We start from the raw sequence: 18,723 nt of genomic DNA, 5'->3' as shown, positions 1-18,723 counted from the left end.
ATGGTGCGATGGAGACGGTGCCGAAAGCAGGGACTCCGATGCGCCGGCGGGTACCCATGTGGGACAACGCCCGCTGGATCGCGATCACCCTCGTCGTCATCGGGCACGGCATCCTCCCCCTCATCGGCGAGGACAATGCGGCCTACAGCGTCTACCTGTTCATCTATTCGTTCCACGTGGCGGTGTTCGTCACCGTCGCCGGCTACTTCGCGAAGTCGGGGCCGCCGACCGCCCGGGCGCTACGACAGATCCTGACCGACATCGTCTTCCCCTACTTCATCTTCGAGACGATCTGGACCGTCATCCGCTGGGCACTCGGGCGCTCGTTCGACCTCGACTACACGACCGCGTCGTGGACCCTCTGGTTCCTCATCGCACTGGCCGTGTGGCGCATCGTGCTCCCCTACCTGGTGCTGCTGCGGTATCCCCTCGTGATCGCCGTCCTGATCTCGATCGCCGCGGGCTACACGGAGACCATCGACTCCACCCTCGCGCTCTCGCGCACGTTCGGCATGCTGCCCTTCTTCGTGTTCGGGTGGAAGCTGCGGCAGTGGAAGCTCACGGGGCGCTGGCTCGACCTGCCCGCGCGCATCGCCTGGCGATGGCGCGCCGGCGCGATCGCCGTCTTCGCCGCCGTGAGCATCGTCATGCCGACCGCGATCGAGACCTGGCGCGACCTGCGACTGCGGCGCTTCATGCTGTACGACGAGTCGTACGAGGCGATCGGCTACGACGAGCCGTGGTCGGGCGCCATCCGACTCCTGATGCTGCTGTCCGCCATGGCCCTGACGGTTGCGTTCCTCACCCTCATGCCGCGCGGCGTGCACTGGTTCACGCCGTTCGGCGCCGCCACCATGTACATCTACCTCCTGCACACCTTCGTGCTGTACCCGTTCCGGGAGAGCGGCCTGCTCGCCGGCGACCAGCCGTTCTGGGTGCTGCCCGCGATGATCGTGTTCTGCATCGGCATCTCGATCGTGCTGTCGCTGAAGCCAGTGCGACGCGTGTTCCGCCCGCTCGTGCAGCCGCGTGCCCGCTGGCTGTTCCGCCCGGATCCCGTGACGGCCACCGGCACCCTCGTGCTCCCCGACGACTCGCTTCCGACGGTGGAATCGCCCCCACCGGGCGACGACCAGGACCCGCGCTCCTGACCCCTCCGCACGATTACGTCGTGTGTCGGGGCGCGTTGCCCGCCGACCGCACCGGACGTAGCGTGGCTGGCGTTGCGGCGGGTCCGCACATCCGACCCCGAGAAGGAGACCTCATGAGCGAGAACGCCGCCGACTGGCGATTCGAGACGAAGCAGGTGCACTCAGGCGCCGCACCCGACCCGGCGACCAACGCCCGTGCCACGCCGATCTACCAGACCCCCTCCTACGTCTTCGACAATGCCGAGCACGCCAAGAACCTGTTCGCGCTCGCCGAGTTCGGCAACATCTACACGCGCATCCAGAACCCGACGCAGGCCGTCGTCGAGGAGCGCGTCGCCGCGCTCGAGGGCGGCACCGGTGCCCTCCTCCTCGCCTCGGGACAGTCGGCGACCACGTTCGCCGTGCTGAACATCGCCCAGGCCGGCGACCACATCGTCTCCTCGTCGTCGATCTACGGCGGCACCTACAACCTCTTCAAGTACACGCTCGCGAAGCTCGGCATCGAGACCACGTTCGTCGAGAACCAGGACGACGCCGAGGAGTGGCGCCGCGCGATCCGCCCCAACACCAAGCTGCTGTTCGCCGAGACCATCGGCAACCCGAAGATCAACGTGCTCGACATCCGGCTCGTCGCCGACGTCGCGCACGACGGTGGCGTGCCGCTCATCGTCGACAACACGATCGCGACGCCCTTCCTGATCCGACCCTTCGAGCACGGCGCCGACATCGTGGTGCACTCCGCGACGAAGTTCCTCGGCGGCCACGGCACGACCATCGGCGGGGTCATCGTCGACGGGGGCGCATTCCCGTGGTCGAAGAACGTCGAGCGGTTCCCGGGCCTCACCGAGCCCGACCCGTCGTACCACGGCGCGAGCTACACCGCGGCCGTCGGAGACGGGCTCGCCTACATCATCAAGGCCCGGGTGCAGCTGCTGCGCGACCTCGGGTCGGCGATCTCTCCGAATAGCGCGTGGCTGCTGCTCCAGGGGATCGAGACGCTCTCCCTGCGCGTCGAGCGGCACGTGCAGAACGCGCAGGAGATCGCGGAGTGGCTCGAGAACCACCCCGACGTCGCCAGCGTGAACTACTCCGGGCTCCCCTCCAGCCCGTGGTACGCGGCCGCGAACGCCTATGCCCCGAAGGGAGTGGGCGCGGTCCTCTCGTTCGAGCTGAAGGGCGGCGTCGACGCCGGTCGAGCGCTCGTCGACAATCTGGCGCTGTTCAGCCACTTGGCCAACATCGGCGATGTGCGCTCACTCGTCATCCACCCCGCGTCGACCACGCACTCGCAGCTCACGCCCGAGCAGCAGCTCACGGCCGGCGTGACGCCCGGCCTCGTGCGCCTGTCGGTCGGCATCGAGAACATCGACGACCTGAAGGCCGACCTCGAGGCGGGGCTCACCGCAGCGAGGGTGGCCGCCGAGGCGACCAGGGTCTGAGAACCCGACCGCAGGTGACGGATGCCGCGGGGCGCACGCCCTCGCGGCATCCGTCGTTCCGGCCCTCGTAACAATCGGGTGCGCCCGTGCCGGGTTCGCGAGAATCGAGGTATGGACTGGCAGACGACGGCCGACGCGGTGCCCGCGGGGATCGTCCCCGAGGCACGGGCGCTGTCGCTCGTCGGGAGACCGCCTGCCACCGGCGCCTGGCGCGAGGGCGACCCGGTGGGCGACCGACGCTTCGCAGCGATCGGCGACGTGGCGCTGGAGTCGGGGGCGGTCATTCCCAAGGCGAGGATCGCGTACGAGACCTGGGGCGAGCTCTCGCCCGCGCGAGACAACGCCATCCTGGTGCTGCACGCCCTCACGGGCGACAGCCATGTCATCGGCCCGGCAGGCCGCGGACACGCGACCTCCGGGTGGTGGCCGGGGGTCGTCGGACCGGGACTCGCCATCGACACCGACCGGTACTTCGTGGTCGCCCCGAACGTGCTCGGCGGATGCCAGGGGTCGACTGGTCCCGCGTCCGTCGCCCCCGACGGGGTGGAGTGGGGCGCGCGATTCCCGTTCCTCACCATTCGCGACCAGGTCCGCGCGCAGCTCGCCTTCGCACGCGCGCTCGGCATCGACCGGTTCGTCGCCGTCGTGGGCGGGTCGATGGGCGCGATGCACGTGCTCGAGTGGGCGATCATGGCCCCCGAGGCGGTCGAGCGCATCGCCGTGCTGGCCGCACCCGCTGCCGCCACCGCCGACCAGGTGGCGCAGAACTCCGTGCAACTCGAGGCGATCCGAATCGATCCGGGGTTCCGCGGCGGTGACTACTACGACCTGCCCGACGGCGAGGGTCCGACCCGTGGGTTGGCACTCGCGCGTCGCATGGCGATGCTCAACTACCGATCCGCCATCGAGCTGAACCAGAGGTTCGAGCGCAGCTGGCAGAGCGGCCTCGACCCGCTCGGCGGCGGCGGGAGATTCGCCGTGGAGTCGTACCTCGACTTCCACGGCAACAAGTTCACGCGCCGGTTCGACGCCAACAGCTACCTCGTGCTCACGGAGGCGATGAACTCGCACGACATCGGCCGTGGGCGCGGAGGCGTCGCGGCCGCACTCGACGGCATCGAGGCCAGGAGCCTCGTCCTGGGCATCGACAGCGACCGGTACTTCCCGCTCGATGGACAGCGGGACATCGCTGCCAGACTGCGCCGCAGCGTGCACGGGCCCGAGCCATTCCTCGTCCGTTCCGAGTACGGCCACGACGCGTTCCTCATCGAGCACGCGATCGTCGGGGACGCCCTCCGAGCGCTCCTGGACGCCTGAGCTCGACGCTCGGCAATCGACATCCGCACCGTCTCCGCTACAGTTTCCAAGGAACGGCACCTGCGTGTAAGGTGTCCGGGCCTCGAGGTGGTGGAGTGAAGCGCATCCACAAGGAACGCGACCGGCTGCTCCGCAGGCTTGCGCGTGTCACCGGTCTCGTCGGCGCGGCCGGTGCCCTCGTCTGCCTGATGGTGCCCGGGGCGGTACGCCCGATCGGGCTGGCCATCGGCGCCCTGCTCAGCATCGCGGTCGGCGCGCTCGTGGGCCTGCACAGCGCCCGGGGCGCACTGGTACCGGCGCTGGGCGTCGTCGCCGGCGCCATCGCGTTGATCGTGACCCTGGGCATTTCGCCGACCGTCGACGCGGCCACCGTGACGGCGATGGCCGTCTCGGGCGGAGTCACGTCGGCCGCCGTGGGGATCTCGCTCGTGGTGCGCCCGAGGGGGCTGCTCCTCGTCACGGGGCTGGCGTTCGCCGTGATCATCTCAGTCTGGATCACCGCAGCCGTCGGCGGGAACGATCTCCGCGCGGTGGCGGTCGCGACGGCGGCCGGCTGGGCGGCGTGCGTGGCCCTCGGGATCTGGACCGACCGCGCGATCGCCGACGCGATGGACCGGATCGACGAGGTGGGCCGCGCGCACGAAGCAGAGCGGCTCGCGAGCGAGCTCGAGGCGCAGCAGCGCCAGGATGCCCGGGTGCTCCACGACACCGTGCTGGCGACGCTCTCGCTGCTCGCGCACTCGGGTGTCGGCGTCGGGCCCAGCGCCCTGCGCCAGCAGGCCGGCGACGACGCGCGGCTGCTGCGCCAACTGCGACTCGGCGCCCCGCTCGACGCCGGGTCGACGGCGATCTTCTCTCCCGAATCCGATGACGAGGTGCTGAGCACGACGTTCGAGTCGGTGCGCCAGCGGTTCGCGCGCATGGGGCTCGACGTGAACTGGCACGGGGCGGGCCAGCTCGCTCTGCCGCGCGAGACCCTCGACGCACTCCTCGGGGCGCTGGGCGAGTGCCTCGAGAACGTGCGTCGTCACTCGGGAGTGAACGAGGCGGATGTCACCGTGACGGACGACGACCACACCGTGCGCGCGATGGTCACCGACGCCGGGTCGGGCTTCGAACCCGACTCGGTCGACGGGGCTCGGCTCGGGTACGCCGAATCCGTCGTCGGTCGTCTCCACACCGTCGGCGGCCGAGCACGCATCTTCTCCTCGCCCGGTTCGGGGACCACCGTGATGCTGGAGGTGCCGAAACCGTGATCGAGCGGGCGGTCGACGAGGCCTCCACCCGGCGCGGGCGGATGTTCCGACGGCCGTCGCGCTCGGCGCGCGCGGCCGGCGACGTCCGCGAGAGCCACGGGGGGCGTCGGCTCGCCACCGGCATCACGATCGCGGCGGCCTGCATCGTGCTCGCCCACTTCCTGCACGCCCTGGCGCTGGCCGAGTTCTATCGGCCCGGACCGGGGCCGTGGCCTGCATGGATCGCGCTCGGCGTCATCGTCGGCGTCGGCGTGATCTCGCGATCCATCTCGCGGACGCTGCCCGACTGGCTCTACGTCATGCTGCTCTTCTCCCTCGTCCTGCCCGTGTGGCTCGACGTCGCGGCGACGGCCGGGCTCCTCGAGTTCGGCGTGATGCCGACGGCCGGAGCCGCAGCCGGCGCCGTGCTCATGCCCGTCACAGCGATTCGCGGCACCCGGATCCCACCCGCGGTCTCCATCGCCATCGCGGGGGTGCTCGTCGTCGAAGCCGTGGTGCAGGCCGCAGCCGCCGGCGCGTACACGGTCGCGGCCGTGGCCGTGGCCGGCACAGCCTGCTTCCCGGTGCTCCTCACGCTGTTCTGCGTCGCCGGGTTCCGGCGCCTCGTGCGCCGCGAACTCGATCTCTCGCTCGTGCAGAGCACGGTCGGCCCCCCGCGTTCCGCGGTCGGCATGCGGGCCTCGGAGGAGCTCGCCCGCCTCGACTTCGACGCGGAGACCCTCCTCGACGGCGTCGGGTCCGGGCGCATCGCGATCCCGCTGCCGCCCGAGGCTGCCGAGACCGCTGCGTCGCTCGCGGCTCGCCTTCGCGTGCGGCTCATCGAGGGGCGCACCGACACGTGGCTCCGCCACGCAGTGACCGAGTCCGCCTACCTCAGCGACCGGGTGACGGTGGAGGATCCGGCCGGATGCGCCGGGCTCCTCTCCCAGGAACAGCGCGACGGTCTCCTCCTCGCGCTGTGGCTGCTCGTGGCCGCCGAGCGGTCGAAGCGATCCCTCGTGCCACGCTCGGTCACCGTCGAATGCCGCGAGACGATGGATGAGTTCGAGGGCAAGGTGACCGGATTCGACATGTCGATCGAGGTTTTCGGCCTCCCACGCCGTCGCGTCGACCCGGCGACGTGGGACGCTATCGGTAGTGTCGGAGTTCACGACGTCGTGACGGGGGCCGACAGCTTCCGGATCGACATCGCCTGCCGGGTGGATCCGCATCTCCACGTCGGCAGCCCCGTGGCCCGTGGGGCCGCCCGATCGAGGAGAGGCTGAATGGCTGACACCGCGGCACCGATCCGCCTGGCGATCGTCGACGACCACCGCATGCTTCTCGGAGCGCTGTCGGAATGGCTTCGAGGCTCGGCATCCGACATCGATCTGGTCGCGGCAGTGCCATCATGGTCCGAGCTCCTCGCCCATCCCGAGTTCCCGGTCGACGTCGTGCTGCTCGATCTCGATCTGCGCGACAACATCCCCATCTCGCTCAAGCTGTCGATGCTGAAGTCGGCCGGCGTCCAGACCATGCTCATGAGCACCTACTCGGAACCGGCTGTCGTGCGCGAGGCGCTCGGGGCCGGTGCGCTCGGATACCTCGTGAAGTCCGAGCCGGTCGAGAACATCGTCGAGGCGATCCGCGCCGCGCGCGGCGGCGAGTCGTACCTCACGCCCGAACTCGCCGTGGCACTCGCCGACGAGGGCACGGTGCCGAAGCTGTCGGCGCAGGAACGTCGCGTGATGGCGCTCTACGGTGCGGGCCAACCCGTCAAGGCGGTCGCGTTCCAGCTGGGCATCTCCGAAGAGACGGCGAAGAGCTACCTCAAGCGCATCCGCGAGAAGTACCGCGTCGCGGGGTACGACGTGGGCACGAAGGTGGCGCTGCGCAAGCGCGCGATCCTCGACGGCATCCTGCTGCAGTCCGACTGAGCGGATGCCGCGGCGGTCACCATTCGTGGCTCGAGCCGCTAGGCGTGGCCGTCGCCGCCGTCGCCGAGCCCGGCCTCCAGCCGCTCGACCTTGCCGTCGAGCTCACCCGCGCGGCCCGGGCGGATGTCGGCCTTCAGCACGAGCGACACCCGGGAGCCGTACGCGCCCACGGCCTCCGTCGCCCTGCGGATCACGTCGAAGACCTCGTCCCACTCGCCCTCGATCTCGGTGAACATCGACGTCGTCCGGTTCGGGAGGCCCGAATTCCGGACGATCCTCACGGCGGCCGCCACCGCGTCGTGCACGGAGTCGTCGGCGCGACCCGTCCCGCTCGGGGCGACCGAGAATGCCACCAGCATGAGTTCCTCCTCGAGCTTCAGTCGGCCGACTCCGTCTGCCGATGCCGTGACGCGGTCGAGGGCACGCGACCCGTCGACGCACGGCTGCCTCCAGCCTGCCAGACGGCGTGGATGCCCCAGCCGAGCAGGACGACCAGGAGCACGGCCTTCACTGTGACGACGAGCACGAAGCCCGGATGTGCGGCGAGGAGCCACCCGTACCAGTACGGGTAGATGACGTGCGTGAGCGCCGCGATCGCCGCGGCGATCGCGGCGGGAACCGGGTAGCGCCTCGGTCGCAGCACGAGCCCGAGGATGACGGGCGCGGCGAGCCATGCGGTGAACTGGGGGGAACCGACCTTGTTCGCGAGCATCAGCACGACGGTGAGCGACAGGGCGAGCGGCGGGAGCAGGCGGCCGATGGGCGCACCCCGCCGCGCGGTGCGGACGCCGATGAGCAGAACCGCAGCGACGCCCACGATCATCAGTGGAGTGGTGAGTGCGGCCGCGACATCCGCCCCTGGTGCTTGGATCTGGAACGTCAGGATGTCGCGGTCGTACACGATCTCGACGCCCTCGGCGCTGCCGACCATCTGCCAGAGCCAGGCGACCGCGAGCGGCGCCTCGATCTGCAGACCCCGCCCCGCCTGCTCGGCGATGAAGCCGAACGCGTTCAGTCCCGAGCCGGCCAGGAGGCTGACCACGAGGATGCCGAAGCTCAGCGCCGCGGCGATGATGGCGACCTCGACGCGACGCCGGGACGAGACGAGGAGCGCCGCGACGAGCGCGGCCGGCCAGACCTTCACCCAGGCACCGACGGTGAGGAGCGCGGCGGCCACCCGAGGCCGGCCGACGGCCCAGATCAGTCCGGTGATGGCGAGCGGCACCGTGACGGCGTCGATACGTGCGATGGCGATGGGGCCGAGCAGGCCGAGGAATGCCAGCCACCACCAGGCGGCGATGCGCCGAGTGCGTGACAGCGTGCGCCGACCCAGCAGGATGGCGAACGCGATCGCGTCGAGAACGACCATGATGCCGAGCCAGGTGAGGCCGTACGCGGCCCCGCCGAAGGCGAGCGACGCGGCCATGGGCGCGAACGCGAGGATCGGGTACACCCAGGGGACATCGATGCCCATGCGGACGTACCCGTCGGCCGCGTTCTCGGCCCACACCCGGTAGACCGACACGACGTCGCCGAGGGGCCACCCCTGGCCCCAGATGTTCAGGGCCACGAGCCCACCGTGCACGAGCACGAATGCCGTCCACAGGGCGGCGCGCCCAGCGAGGATGCGGCCGATGGAGGTCGGCGGCGAGGAGGTCTCGCGCACGTCCCGCATCGCCATGACGACGAGCCTATCCGAGCGTCATCAGGCGATGAGGGTGCCCACCACGTGCGGAACCCGTGCCGCGATGTCGAGTGCCGTGACGGGGCCGCCGCCCGCGTCCGCACTCGCGCGCCGGGCAGCCTGTCCGTGCACCCAGGCCGCCGTGGCGGCGAGCGCGGTCAGGGCCGGCGCCTCGACCGCGAGTCGCTCGTGGTGCGTGGCGGCGAGCGCCCCGAGGATGCCGCCCAGTACGTCACCGGTGCCGGCGGTGGCGAGCCAGTGCGTGGGTGCGGTCACGGTGTACCGATGGCCCGAGGGGTCGCAGACGTGGGTGACGGCGCCCTTCAGGAGCACGGCGACGCCCAGTTCGACGGCGGCACGCTCGGCCCACCTTGCGGGGTCCTCGCGCACCTGGGCGAGGCTCGTCGAGATCTCCCTCGCGACGAGCAGGGATGTGAGCTCGCGGGCGTGCGGGGTGATGACCGTCGGCGCCGAGTGCGTGCCGACGAGGTCGAGGGCGCCCGCATCGAGCACCACCGGAACGCCGGCCGCGAGCGCGTGACCGAGGTCGCCGAGCAGCACGAACGAGCGACGCCCCTGGTCGATGCCCGCCCCGATGAGCCGGGCCTGCCCCCGCCCCGCCACCGTCACGGTCTCGGGGCGCCTGGCGAGCACCGCCTGTCGAAGGGCGCGCGGTCCGGTGTAGCGCACCATCCCGACGCCGGCACGATGGGCCGCCTCGACGCTGAGGACGGCCGCACCCGGGTACTCCGAGGATCCGCACACGACTCCGAGCACGCCTCGCGAGTACTTGTCGTCGCCCGCCGCGGGTGCGGCGATCCACTCGGATGCGTCGTCCGCCGTCCACTCCCGCCAGCCCGCCATGCTCCAACGATAGGTTGGGGAGGATGACCGCGACAGTCCCGCCGATCGCTCTCTCCCCACGGGTCGTGGTGTTCGATTACGGCGAGGTGATCTCGCGACCGCCCTCCGACGCCGACCGTGCCCTGCTCGTCTCGAGGGCCGGCGTCGATGCCGAGCCGTTCTGGACGGCCTACTGGGCGCACCGTGAGCCGCTCGACCAGGGCACGGCGACGATCGCCGAGTACTGGACAGCGGTCGGTGCCGACCTCGGCGTCGAATGGGGTTCGATCGACGTCCACGAGCTCTGGGCGATCGACCATCGGGGCTGGCTGAGTGTCGACCCCGCGACGCTCTCGGTGCTGCACGCCCTCGCCCGGGGACGCACCCGCCTCGCATTGCTCTCCAACGCGGGCCCCGACTTCATCGGCTGGCTGCGGCATGGCTCGTTCGCGCCGCTCTTCGAGCGGGTCTTCGTGAGCGGCGAACTGCGGCTGGTGAAGCCGCATGCCGCGATCTACGAGCACGTCATCGACGAACTCGGTATCACGCCCGCCGAATTCCTGTTCGTCGACAACAGGTCCGAGAACGTGGAGGGCGCCAAGGCCGTCGGCGGCGACGGCCACGTGTTCACGGATGCCGTGTCGCTCGAGTCGTGGCTGCGGTCGCTGGCCTCGCGCTAGCCCATTCCCGCGGCGGAAGAGCGCATCTTCATGGCCATCTCCATCATCTGCGGGGAGTACTGGCCGATGGCGATGATGTTGCCCTCGCTGTCGCTGAACCAGGCGCTGCGTTCCCCATCGCCCATCTCGGCCACGCCATGGTCGGTCTTCAGTCCGGGCATGTCGTAGTCGTGGAACATGACACCGTGCGTGCGCAGTTCCGTCATGTCGCGGTCGAGGTTGTCGGTCATGAGACCGAGTGCGGTGTTCTGGGCCGTGCCCGCGAAGTCGCTGCGGTAGACCAGCACGGGCAGGCCGCCGATGTCGTAGTACATCGCCTCACCCTCGGTGTCCTCGTACATGGGGTCACGGCCGAGCACATCGTGCCACCACTTCTTGGCGCGGGCGAGGTCGGATGCCGGAAGTACTGCCGTCGCCATGAGCTTCTCGAACATGATTTTTCCTCGAATTCTTCGGGTCGCGCGTCAGTCTACGCTCACCCGCCGCCGCCCGGACGGTGAAATTCGAGCCGGCCGATCAACCGCGGCGGGTGGCGTCCTCCACCTCGCCGACGAGCTCCTCGATGATGTCTTCGAGGAAGATGACGCCCGTCGTCGCGCCCTGCTCGTCGAACGCGCGCGCCACATGGGTTCCGAGGCGGCGCATCGTGGCGAGCGCATCCTCGAGGTCGGTGCCCTCGTAGATCGAGACCAGCCGTCGGACCCGCTTGGCGGGGATCGGGTCGTCGTACTCGTCGTCGTCGAGGTCGATGACGTCCTTCAGATGCACGTACCCCTCGGGTTCGCCGTTCTCTCCGGGGATGACGTACCTCGAGAACCCGTGACGCGCCACCGCTCGCTCGACGTCGGCCGGCGTCGCCGACGCGGGCAGGCTGACGAGGCTCGACGGCGGCAGGGCGACATCCCGAACGCACTTCGTCGTGAACTCGAAGGCGGCGGTGAGCGTGCCACTCGCATCCTCGAGCACGCCCTCACGGCGCGACTGGTGCACGATCGTCTGCACCTCTTCGAGTGTGTACGTCGACGTGGCCTCGCTCTTCGGCTGGACGCCGAAGAGCCGGAGGAATCCGTTCGCGGTGGCGTTCAGCGCGACGATGATCGGCCGGAAGAGCCGGGCGAGGAACACGAGGGGCGGCGCCAGGAGCAGCACCGCACGGTCGGGAACCGAGAACGACAGGTTCTTCGGCACCATCTCGCCGAAGACGACGTGGAGGTACGAGACCAGGACGAGCGCGATAATGAACGCCACCGTCGACACGACGCCCTCGGACCAGCCGGTCAGCTGGAGCGGGACCTCCAGCAGGTGATGGATCGCCGGCTCCGAGACGTTCAGGATGAGCAGCGAGCAGATCGTGATCCCGAGCTGGCTCATCGCCAGCATGAGGGTCGCATGCTCCATCGCCCAGAGGGCGGTCTTCGCGCTGCGGCTTCCGGCCTCGGCACGTGGCTCGATCTGTGATCGCCGCGCCGAGATGACCGCGAACTCGGCTCCCACGAAGAAGGCGTTCGCGATGAGCAGCACGAACAGCCAGGCGATTCCGGCCCAGTCGCTCATCGCGCGTCCTCCCGGTCGTCGAGGCCGTGGTGCTCGGGCGCCGGCTTCGGCACGAAGCGCAGCCGGTCGATGCGACGTCCGTCGAGGCGCTGCACCGCGAGCACCCCGTCTTCGATCTCGACCTCGTCGCCGATCGCGGGCAGGCGGCCCAGCTGTGCGATGACGTAGCCGGCGACGGTCTCGTAGTCCCCGTTCTCGGGCACCCGGATGCCGGTGCGATCGAGCAGCTCGTCGGGCCGGAGGATCCCGGGGAAGCTGATGACGTCACCGCGGCGGACGATGCCCGCTCGCGTGCGGTCGTGCTCGTCGGCGACCTCGCCGACGAGCTCCTCCACGAGGTCCTCGAGCGTCGCGACGCCCGCCGTGCCGCCGTACTCGTCGACCACGACGGCCATCTGGTAACCCCGTCCGCGAAGCTCGCCGAGCAGCGTGTCGAGCTTCATCGTCTCGGGCACCCGGAGCGCCTCGGACTGCAACGCGGACGCCGGGACGTCGGAACGTCGTTCGCGGGGCACCGCGACCGCCTGCTTCACGTGCACGATGCCCACGATGTCGTCGAGGTTCTCGTCGTAGACCGGGAACCGGGAGAAGCCGGTCTGGCGCGCCAGCTCGAGCACCGCCTCCGCGGACTCTTGGCGCTGCACCGCTCCGATGGCGGGACGCGGCGTCATGACGTCGGATGCATCGTGGTCGGCGAACCGGAGCGTACGGCCGAGCAGTGTCGCGGTGTCCTCCTCGAGCAGCCCCGCGCTCGCCGATCGTCGGACGAGCGACGAGAGCTCCTCGGCGGAGCGGGCCGCTGACAGCTCCTCCTTCGGCTCGATGCCGACGGAGCGCAGCAGCACGTTGGCACTGCCGTTCAGGAACGCGACGGCCGGGCGGAACACCCAGGTGAACGCCGCCTGGAACGGCATGACCACGATCGCGGTCTGCCGTGGCAGCGCGAGCGCGAAGTTCTTCGGCACGAGCTCGCCGATCACCATCGAGAGCAGGGTCGCGATCACGATCGCCGTCGTCGCGCCGACCGGGCGCAACGCGGCCTCGGGCACGCCGATCGCGGCGAGCGGCCCCGCGAGGAGCGAGCTGATCGCGGGCTCCATGGTGTAGCCGGTCAGCAGCGTCGTGAGGGTGATGCCGAGCTGCGCGCTCGACAGGTGGGTCGAGGTGATCTTCAGGGCGGCGATGGTGATGCCGAGCCGCGTCTCGCCCCGCTCCCGTCGCGCCTCGAGCTCAGCCCGGTCGAGGTTGACGAGCGCGAACTCGCTGGCGACGAACAAGCCCGTGCCGATGGTGAGGAGGAGTCCGATGCCGAGGAGTATCCACTCAGTCATCCGAGCCTCCCCATTCGGTCACGGGCGAGGGTCTGTGGCCGGGCGTATTCGCAGAGGGGGGATCGTCCATCGTCAGCCCAGTATATCGGCGGCGGCCCTGCGCTCCCGCCCCGACCGCCGTCGCGCGGCGCTGTGCGAAGCCGGAAGCTCCGCCGTCACCAGCTGACCGGCAGCGCCTTGCCCTCCTCGTACCCCGCGGCCGACTGGATGCCGACGAGCGCGTTCTCGCGGAACTCCTCGATGGAGCGCGCTCCCGCGTAGGTGAACGAGCTCCGCACGCCCGACGTGATCATGTCGAGCAGGTCCTCGAGCGACGGACGCAGCGGGTCGAGGTAGATCGACGACGACGAGATCCCCTCGGCGAAGAGCTCCTTACGAGCCAGCTCGTACGGCGAGAGCCGGTCGAATCGCTCTCGCACCGCCTTCGTCGACGCCATCCCCCAGCTCTCCTTGTAGAGGCGACCCGACGCGTCGCTTCGCAGCGTGCCCGGCGCCTCGATCGTGCCGGCGAACCAGGACCCGATCATGACGGATGCCGCACCCGCGGCCAGCGCGAGTGCGACGTCGCGCGGGTACCGGACGCCGCCGTCGGCCCACACCTTCGCGCCGAGCTCGCGCGCCGCGTCGGCGGTCTCGAGCACGGCCGAGAACTGCGGCCGCCCCACGGCCGTCATCATGCGGGTCGTGCACATCGCGCCAGGGCCGACCCCCACCTTCAGCACATCGGCCCCGGCCTCGACGAGGTCGGCGACGGCGTCGGCCGTGACGACGTTGCCCGCGACGATCGGCACCCCGAGGTCGAGGTCGCGCACGATGCCGACCGCTCGCACCATGCCCTCCTGGTGCCCGTGGGCCGTGTCGATCACGAGCATGTCCACGCCGGCGCCCGCGAGCGCGGTCGCCTTGGCCGCGACATCCCCGTTGATGCCGACGGCCGCAGCGACGCGCAGCCGCCCGCGGTCATCGACGTTCGGCTCGTAGATCGTGCCCCGCAGCGCGCTTCGGCGACTGAGCGTCCCGACGACGCGACCGTGTTCGAGCACCGGCGCGAAGTCGAGGCCGGCCTCGACCATGACGTCGAACGCCCGGCGCGGTGACTCGACCTCGTCGGCATCGAGCGACGCGAGGCTGCCGTGGATGAGGTCGCCCAGGCGAGCGTCGGGCAGCGCCGTCGCCAGGCGCTCCGCCTCGATGCACCCGACGAACTCGCCGCGGGAGTCCTGCAGCACGATGCCGTGCCCGGAGACCGGCGGCAGCACGGCGAGGGCGTCCGCGACGGTGTCGTCGGGCGCGAACCGATGCGGGGTGTCGAATCGCGGCGACTGGCGCTTCACCCAGTTGATCGCCTCGTCGAGCTCCTGGAGGTGCAGGTCCTGTGGCAGGACCCCGAGACCGCCGCGACGGGCCAGCGTGGCCGCCAGCCGCGGACCGGTGATCGAGTTCATGTTCGCCGAGACGATGGGAACGGATGCCCCTGATCCGTCATCGGGGGCGAGGGAGACGTCGAGCCGGCTGGTGACCCCCGAGCGGCTCGGAACGAGGAAGACATCCGAGTACGTGAGGTCGTGGCGGGGGTTCGTCCGGTAGAACTCCATGGCCTCCACGCTACCGTCGCACCGGACCGCCCGACCCCGGCGGGGGTTTAGGCTTGTGTGGGTGATCGTGGCACGACTGCGTGCGCGCACGTGCCGATCGCCGGCAGGAGTCCACCAGCATCAACGGAGAGAGTAGGCGACAGGCTGTGTCGAGCCAATTGACCGGGTCGGGATCGGAAGAGACGACGGCGGGCGACTACGGAGCCAACGAATGGCTCGTCGACGAGATGTACCAGAAGTACACCGCCGACCCTGATTCCGTCGACAAGACCTGGTGGCCGGTCCTCGAGCACTACCGCGCCGCGCGCGCCGGCGACGGCCGGGCATCCGCCGCTCAGCAGCCGGCTCCGCCCGCCGCGCCCGAAGCCCCGGCTGCAGGAGCCGCACCGGCTGCTGCGCCATCGGCTCCGGCGCCGACCGCGCCCGCTCCGAACGGAGCCCCGCCTGCGGCATCCGCGACCGCCGAGCCCGCGCCGGCCACGGCCCCGACCCCCGTCATCGGCCAGACGCCGGCGGCGCGAACGACCTCGGTCGCCCCGCGCACGACGCCCGTGCCCGCCGACGTGCCCATCACGAGCCCGCAGCCCGTCGTCGCCGACGAGGGCCAGCGCGAAGACCAGGTCGTGACCCTCAAGGGCCTTCCCAAGACCCTGGCCGCGAACATGGACCAGAGCCTCACGGTGCCGACCGCGACGAGCGTGCGCACGGTCCCGGCGAAGCTCATGATCGACAACCGCATCGTGATCAACAACCACCTCCGTCGCTCGCGCGGTGGCAAGGTGTCGTTCACGCACCTCATCGGGTGGGCCATCATCCAGGCCCTCAAGGACTTCCCGAGCCAGAACGTCTACTACGCCGAGATCGACGGCAAGCCGAGCATGGTGAAGCCCGCCCACATCGGCCTCGGCATCGCCATCGACCTGCCGAAGCCCGACGGCACCCGAGCCCTCCTCGTTCCCGCGATCAAGCGCGCCGAGACGATGACGTTCAACGAGTACCTTGCGGCGTACGAAGACCTCGTCCAGCGGGCGCGGGCCAACAAGCTGACCGCCGACGACTTCTCGGGCGCCACGATCTCGCTGACGAATCCCGGCGGCATCGGCACCGTGCACTCCGTGCCCCGGCTCATGAAGGGCCAGGGCTGCATCATCGGCGCCGGCGCCCTCGAGTACCCCGCCGAGTTCCAGGGCGCCAGCGAGAAGACCCTCGCGAACCTCGCGATCGGCAAGACGATCACGCTGACGTCGACCTACGACCACCGCGTCATCCAGGGCGCCGGGTCGGGTGAGTTCCTGAAGAAGGTGCACGAGCTGCTGATCGGCGAGCGCAACTTCTACCAGGACATCTTCGCCGCGCTCCGCCTGCCCTACGAGCCCATCAAGTGGAACTCCGACATCTCGGTCGACATCGCCAGTGCCATCGACAAGACGGCCCGCGTACAGGAGCTCATCAACTCGTTCCGCGTTCGCGGCCACATGATGGCCGACACCGACCCGCTCGAGTACGTGCAGCGCTCGCATCCCGACCTCGACATCGAGAGCCACGGCCTGACCTTCTGGGACCTCGACCGCGAGTTCGTCACGGGCGGCTTCGGCGACACCCGCACCGCGCTGCTCCGCGACATCCTCGGTGTGCTCCGTGACTCGTACTGCCGCACCATCGGCATCGAGTACATGCACATCCAAGACCCCGTGCAGCGCAGGTGGATCCAGCACGAGGTCGAGCGCAAGTACGAGAAGCCCACGCACGACGAGCAGATGCGCATCCTCGGCAAGCTCAACGAGGCTGAGGCCTTCGAGACCTTCCTGCAGACGAAGTACGTCGGCCAGAAGCGATTCAGCCTCGAGGGCGGCGAATCGGTCATCGCGCTCCTCGACGAGATCCTGCAAGGCGCCGCGAAGGAGGGTCTCGACGAGGTGGCCATCGGCATGGCGCACCGCGGCCGGCTGAACGTGCTCACGAACATCGCGGGCAAGACGTACGGCCAGGTGTTCCGCGAGTTCGAGGGCCAGCAGGACTCCAAGTCGTTCCACGGATCCGGCGACGTGAAGTACCACCTCGGCACCGAGGGCGTGTTCACCGCCGACGACGGCACCCAGATCCCGGTGTCGCTCGCCGCGAACCCGTCGCACCTCGAAGCGGTCGACGGAGTGCTCGAGGGCATCGTGCGGGCGAAGCAGGACCGCAAGCCCATCGGCACGTTCTCGACGCTGCCGCTGCTCATCCACGGCGACGCCGCCATGGCGGGCCAGGGCGTCGTGTTCGAGACGATGCAGATGTCGCAGCTGCGCGGCTACCGCACGGGTGGCACCATCCACGTCGTCGTGAACAACCAGGTCGGCTTCACGACCGTTCCGGGCGACGCCCGCTCGTCGATCTACTCCACCGACGTGGCGAAGACCATCCAGGCCCCGATCTTCCACGTGAACGGCGACGACCCCGAGGCCGTCGTGCGGGTCGCCGCGCTGGCGTTCCGCTACCGCCAGGAGTTCAAGCGCGACGTCGTCATCGACCTCGTCTGCTACCGGCGCCGCGGGCACAACGAGGGCGACGACCCGTCGATGACGCAGCCGCTGATGTACAACCTCATCGAGGCGAAGCGCTCGGTCCGGAAGCTCTACACCGAGGCGCTGGTCGGTCGCGGCGACATCACCGAAGAGGAGTACGAGGAGGCGCACCGCGACTTCCAGGACCGCCTGGAGCGGGCCTTCGCCGAGACGCACGCCGCGCAGACGGGTTCGATCCCGATCGTCGGAGCGACCGACACGCCGCGCGCCGTCGAGATCCCCACCGGCGAGCTCGAGACCACCGCGGTCTCCGCCGAGGTGGTGCAGGCGATCGGCGATGCGTTCAACAACAAGCCGGCGGGATTCACGGTGCACCCGAAGATCCAGCAGTTGCTCACGAAGCGCCTCGACATGAGCCGCAACGGCAAGATCGACTGGGGCTTCGGTGAGATGATCGCGCTCGGGTCGCTCCTGCTCGAGGGTACGCCCGTGCGATTCGCCGGGCAGGACTCGCGTCGTGGCACGTTCGTGCAGCGCCACGCCGTGCTGCACGATCGCGTGAACGGCCAGGAGTGGCTGCCGCTGGCGAACCTCTCCGACAACCAGGCGAAGTTCTGGATCTACGACTCGCTGCTCAGCGAGTACGCGGCGATGGGCTTCGAGTACGGGTACTCCGTCGAGCGCGCCGACGCGCTGGTGCTCTGGGAGGCGCAGTTCGGCGATTTCGCGAACGGTGCGCAGACCATCATCGACGAGTTCGTCTCCTCGGCCGAGCAGAAGTGGGGCCAGCGCTCGAGCGTCGTCCTCCTCCTCCCGCACGGCTACGAGGGCCAGGGACCCGATCACTCGAGCGCGCGCATCGAGCGGTACCTGCAGCTCTGCGCCGAGAACAACATGACCGTCGCTCGTCCGTCGACGCCCGCGTCGTACTTCCACCTGCTCCGGCGCCAGGCGTACTCCCGTCCGCGCAAGCCGCTCGTGGTCTTCACTCCGAAGGCGATGCTGCGGCTGCGCGGTGCGACGAGCGAGGTCGCCGACTTCACGCAGGGCAAGTTCGAGCCGGTGATCGATGATGCGCGCATCACCGACAAGGCGTCCGTGAAGCGCGTGGTGTTCCTCGCCGGCAAGCTCTACTACGACCTCATCGCCGAACTCGAGAAGAACCCGAACCCCGAGATCGCCATCGTGCGGCTGGAGCAGTACTACCCGCTGCCGGCCGTCGAGCTCAAGTCGGTCGCGGACTCGTATCCGAATGCCGAGCTGATGTTCGCGCAGGAGGAGCCCGAGAACCAGGGTGCCTGGCCGTACTTCATCATCGAGACGAACAAGCTGGGTCCGCGGCCCGTGAACGTCGTGGCGCGTCCGTACGCGGCGTCCTCGGCCACCGGCTCGGCGAAGCGGCACGCGGTCGAGCAGGCGGAGCTCGTCCGTCGCGCACTCACGATGTAGC

The 18,723-nt window shown here is 69.9% G+C and carries 15 protein-coding genes; 8 read left to right on the top strand and 7 right to left on the bottom strand.

Features of this window, described 5'->3' with window-relative positions:
- The first annotated feature begins 8 nt into the window (after positions 1-8).
- From HUS56_RS03280 to HUS56_RS03255, 6 genes are all read left to right on the top strand, one after another.
- Complete coding sequence (locus HUS56_RS03280) at positions 9-1,151, top strand: acyltransferase family protein (RefSeq protein ID WP_173921966.1); 1,143 nt, start codon at positions 9-11, stop codon at positions 1,149-1,151.
- A 113-nt stretch (positions 1,152-1,264) separates the two neighbouring features.
- Positions 1,265-2,590 (top strand): bifunctional o-acetylhomoserine/o-acetylserine sulfhydrylase, encoded by a 1,326-nt coding sequence (locus tag HUS56_RS03275; protein WP_173921965.1) that lies wholly within the window; start codon positions 1,265-1,267, stop codon positions 2,588-2,590.
- Positions 2,591-2,701: 111 nt separating this feature from the next.
- The gene (locus tag HUS56_RS03270) at positions 2,702-3,907 is read left to right on the top strand and encodes a homoserine O-acetyltransferase (protein WP_173921964.1); all 1,206 of its coding nucleotides are present in this window, start codon (positions 2,702-2,704) and stop codon (positions 3,905-3,907) included.
- Between the two features lie 95 nt (positions 3,908-4,002).
- Positions 4,003-5,163, top strand: a complete 1,161-nt coding sequence (locus HUS56_RS03265; protein WP_173921963.1) for a sensor histidine kinase — start codon at positions 4,003-4,005, stop codon at positions 5,161-5,163.
- Positions 5,160-6,428, top strand: a complete 1,269-nt coding sequence (locus HUS56_RS03260) for a hypothetical protein (RefSeq protein ID WP_173921962.1) — start codon at positions 5,160-5,162, stop codon at positions 6,426-6,428. Before HUS56_RS03265 ends, HUS56_RS03260 begins: the two co-directional genes overlap by 4 nt.
- Positions 6,429-7,079 carry a response regulator transcription factor gene (locus HUS56_RS03255; protein ID WP_173921961.1) on the top strand — a complete coding sequence of 217 codons (651 nt, stop codon included), beginning with the start codon at positions 6,429-6,431 and terminating at the stop codon, positions 7,077-7,079.
- A 38-nt stretch (positions 7,080-7,117) separates the two neighbouring features.
- Here the strand turns inward: HUS56_RS03255 and HUS56_RS03250 are convergent, their stop codons facing one another.
- From HUS56_RS03250 to HUS56_RS03240, 3 genes are read right to left on the bottom strand one after another with little or no spacing between them, the layout of a single operon-like run.
- The gene (locus tag HUS56_RS03250; protein ID WP_173921960.1) at positions 7,118-7,438 is read right to left on the bottom strand and encodes a thiamine-binding protein; all 321 of its coding nucleotides are present in this window, start codon (positions 7,436-7,438) and stop codon (positions 7,118-7,120) included.
- 17 nt (positions 7,439-7,455) lie between these two features.
- The gene (locus HUS56_RS03245) at positions 7,456-8,760 is read right to left on the bottom strand and encodes a glycosyltransferase 87 family protein (protein WP_173921959.1); all 1,305 of its coding nucleotides are present in this window, start codon (positions 8,758-8,760) and stop codon (positions 7,456-7,458) included.
- 24 nt (positions 8,761-8,784) lie between these two features.
- Positions 8,785-9,627, bottom strand: coding sequence for an ADP/ATP-dependent (S)-NAD(P)H-hydrate dehydratase (locus HUS56_RS03240; RefSeq protein WP_173921958.1), 843 nt, complete (start codon positions 9,625-9,627; stop codon positions 8,785-8,787).
- Between the two features lie 23 nt (positions 9,628-9,650).
- Between HUS56_RS03240 and HUS56_RS03235 the strand changes: the two genes are divergently transcribed.
- Positions 9,651-10,286, top strand: a complete 636-nt coding sequence (locus tag HUS56_RS03235; RefSeq protein ID WP_173921957.1) for an HAD family phosphatase — start codon at positions 9,651-9,653, stop codon at positions 10,284-10,286.
- Here HUS56_RS03235 and HUS56_RS03230 read toward each other — a convergent pair.
- The 4 genes from HUS56_RS03230 to HUS56_RS03215 form a co-directional block, all read right to left on the bottom strand.
- A complete protein-coding gene (locus tag HUS56_RS03230) occupies positions 10,283-10,720 on the bottom strand; it encodes a VOC family protein (protein WP_173921956.1) in 438 nt (145 codons plus the stop codon). The two genes, HUS56_RS03235 and HUS56_RS03230, sit on opposite strands and share 4 nt — an antisense overlap.
- Positions 10,721-10,802: 82 nt before the next feature.
- On the bottom strand, positions 10,803-11,840 hold the full coding sequence (locus tag HUS56_RS03225; protein WP_173921955.1) for a hemolysin family protein: 1,038 nt from the start codon (positions 11,838-11,840) through the stop codon (positions 10,803-10,805).
- Complete coding sequence (locus tag HUS56_RS03220) at positions 11,837-13,171, bottom strand: hemolysin family protein (RefSeq protein ID WP_173921954.1); 1,335 nt, start codon at positions 13,169-13,171, stop codon at positions 11,837-11,839. The genes HUS56_RS03225 and HUS56_RS03220 overlap by 4 nt, the downstream gene beginning before the upstream one ends.
- A 155-nt stretch (positions 13,172-13,326) precedes the next feature.
- Positions 13,327-14,766 (bottom strand): GuaB1 family IMP dehydrogenase-related protein, encoded by a 1,440-nt coding sequence (locus HUS56_RS03215; protein ID WP_173921953.1) that lies wholly within the window; start codon positions 14,764-14,766, stop codon positions 13,327-13,329.
- Between the two features lie 146 nt (positions 14,767-14,912).
- Between HUS56_RS03215 and HUS56_RS03210 the strand changes: the two genes are divergently transcribed.
- Positions 14,913-18,722 (top strand): multifunctional oxoglutarate decarboxylase/oxoglutarate dehydrogenase thiamine pyrophosphate-binding subunit/dihydrolipoyllysine-residue succinyltransferase subunit, encoded by a 3,810-nt coding sequence (locus HUS56_RS03210; RefSeq protein ID WP_173921952.1) that lies wholly within the window; start codon positions 14,913-14,915, stop codon positions 18,720-18,722.
- The last annotated feature ends 1 nt before the right edge of the window (position 18,723 follow it).

Origin of the sequence: Agromyces sp. Marseille-P2726 (genome assembly GCF_902809835.1) — a bacterium.
In the GTDB taxonomy this organism is placed as follows: Bacteria; Actinomycetota; Actinomycetes; order Actinomycetales; family Microbacteriaceae; genus Agromyces.
Note: the sequence above shows the minus strand (reverse complement) of the source record. Positions and strands in the feature narration are given on the sequence as shown.

Excerpts from the sequence above, each read along its gene's own strand:
- HUS56_RS03245 (WP_173921959.1), bottom strand. The coding sequence starts at position 8,760 with ATGGCGATGCGGGACGTGCGCGAGACCTCCTCGCCGCCGACCTCCATC.
- HUS56_RS03215 (WP_173921953.1), bottom strand. The coding sequence starts at position 14,766 with ATGGAGTTCTACCGGACGAACCCCCGCCACGACCTCACGTACTCGGAT.
- HUS56_RS03280 (WP_173921966.1), top strand. The coding sequence starts at position 9 with ATGGAGACGGTGCCGAAAGCAGGGACTCCGATGCGCCGGCGGGTACCC.
- HUS56_RS03225 (WP_173921955.1), bottom strand. The coding sequence starts at position 11,840 with ATGAGCGACTGGGCCGGAATCGCCTGGCTGTTCGTGCTGCTCATCGCG.
- HUS56_RS03220 (WP_173921954.1), bottom strand. The coding sequence starts at position 13,171 with ATGACTGAGTGGATACTCCTCGGCATCGGACTCCTCCTCACCATCGGC.
- HUS56_RS03270 (WP_173921964.1), top strand. The coding sequence starts at position 2,702 with ATGGACTGGCAGACGACGGCCGACGCGGTGCCCGCGGGGATCGTCCCC.
- HUS56_RS03240 (WP_173921958.1), bottom strand. The coding sequence starts at position 9,627 with ATGGCGGGCTGGCGGGAGTGGACGGCGGACGACGCATCCGAGTGGATC.
- HUS56_RS03275 (WP_173921965.1), top strand. The coding sequence starts at position 1,265 with ATGAGCGAGAACGCCGCCGACTGGCGATTCGAGACGAAGCAGGTGCAC.
- HUS56_RS03250 (WP_173921960.1), bottom strand. The coding sequence starts at position 7,438 with ATGCTGGTGGCATTCTCGGTCGCCCCGAGCGGGACGGGTCGCGCCGAC.
- HUS56_RS03235 (WP_173921957.1), top strand. The coding sequence starts at position 9,651 with ATGACCGCGACAGTCCCGCCGATCGCTCTCTCCCCACGGGTCGTGGTG.
- HUS56_RS03255 (WP_173921961.1), top strand. The coding sequence starts at position 6,429 with ATGGCTGACACCGCGGCACCGATCCGCCTGGCGATCGTCGACGACCAC.
- HUS56_RS03230 (WP_173921956.1), bottom strand. The coding sequence starts at position 10,720 with ATGTTCGAGAAGCTCATGGCGACGGCAGTACTTCCGGCATCCGACCTC.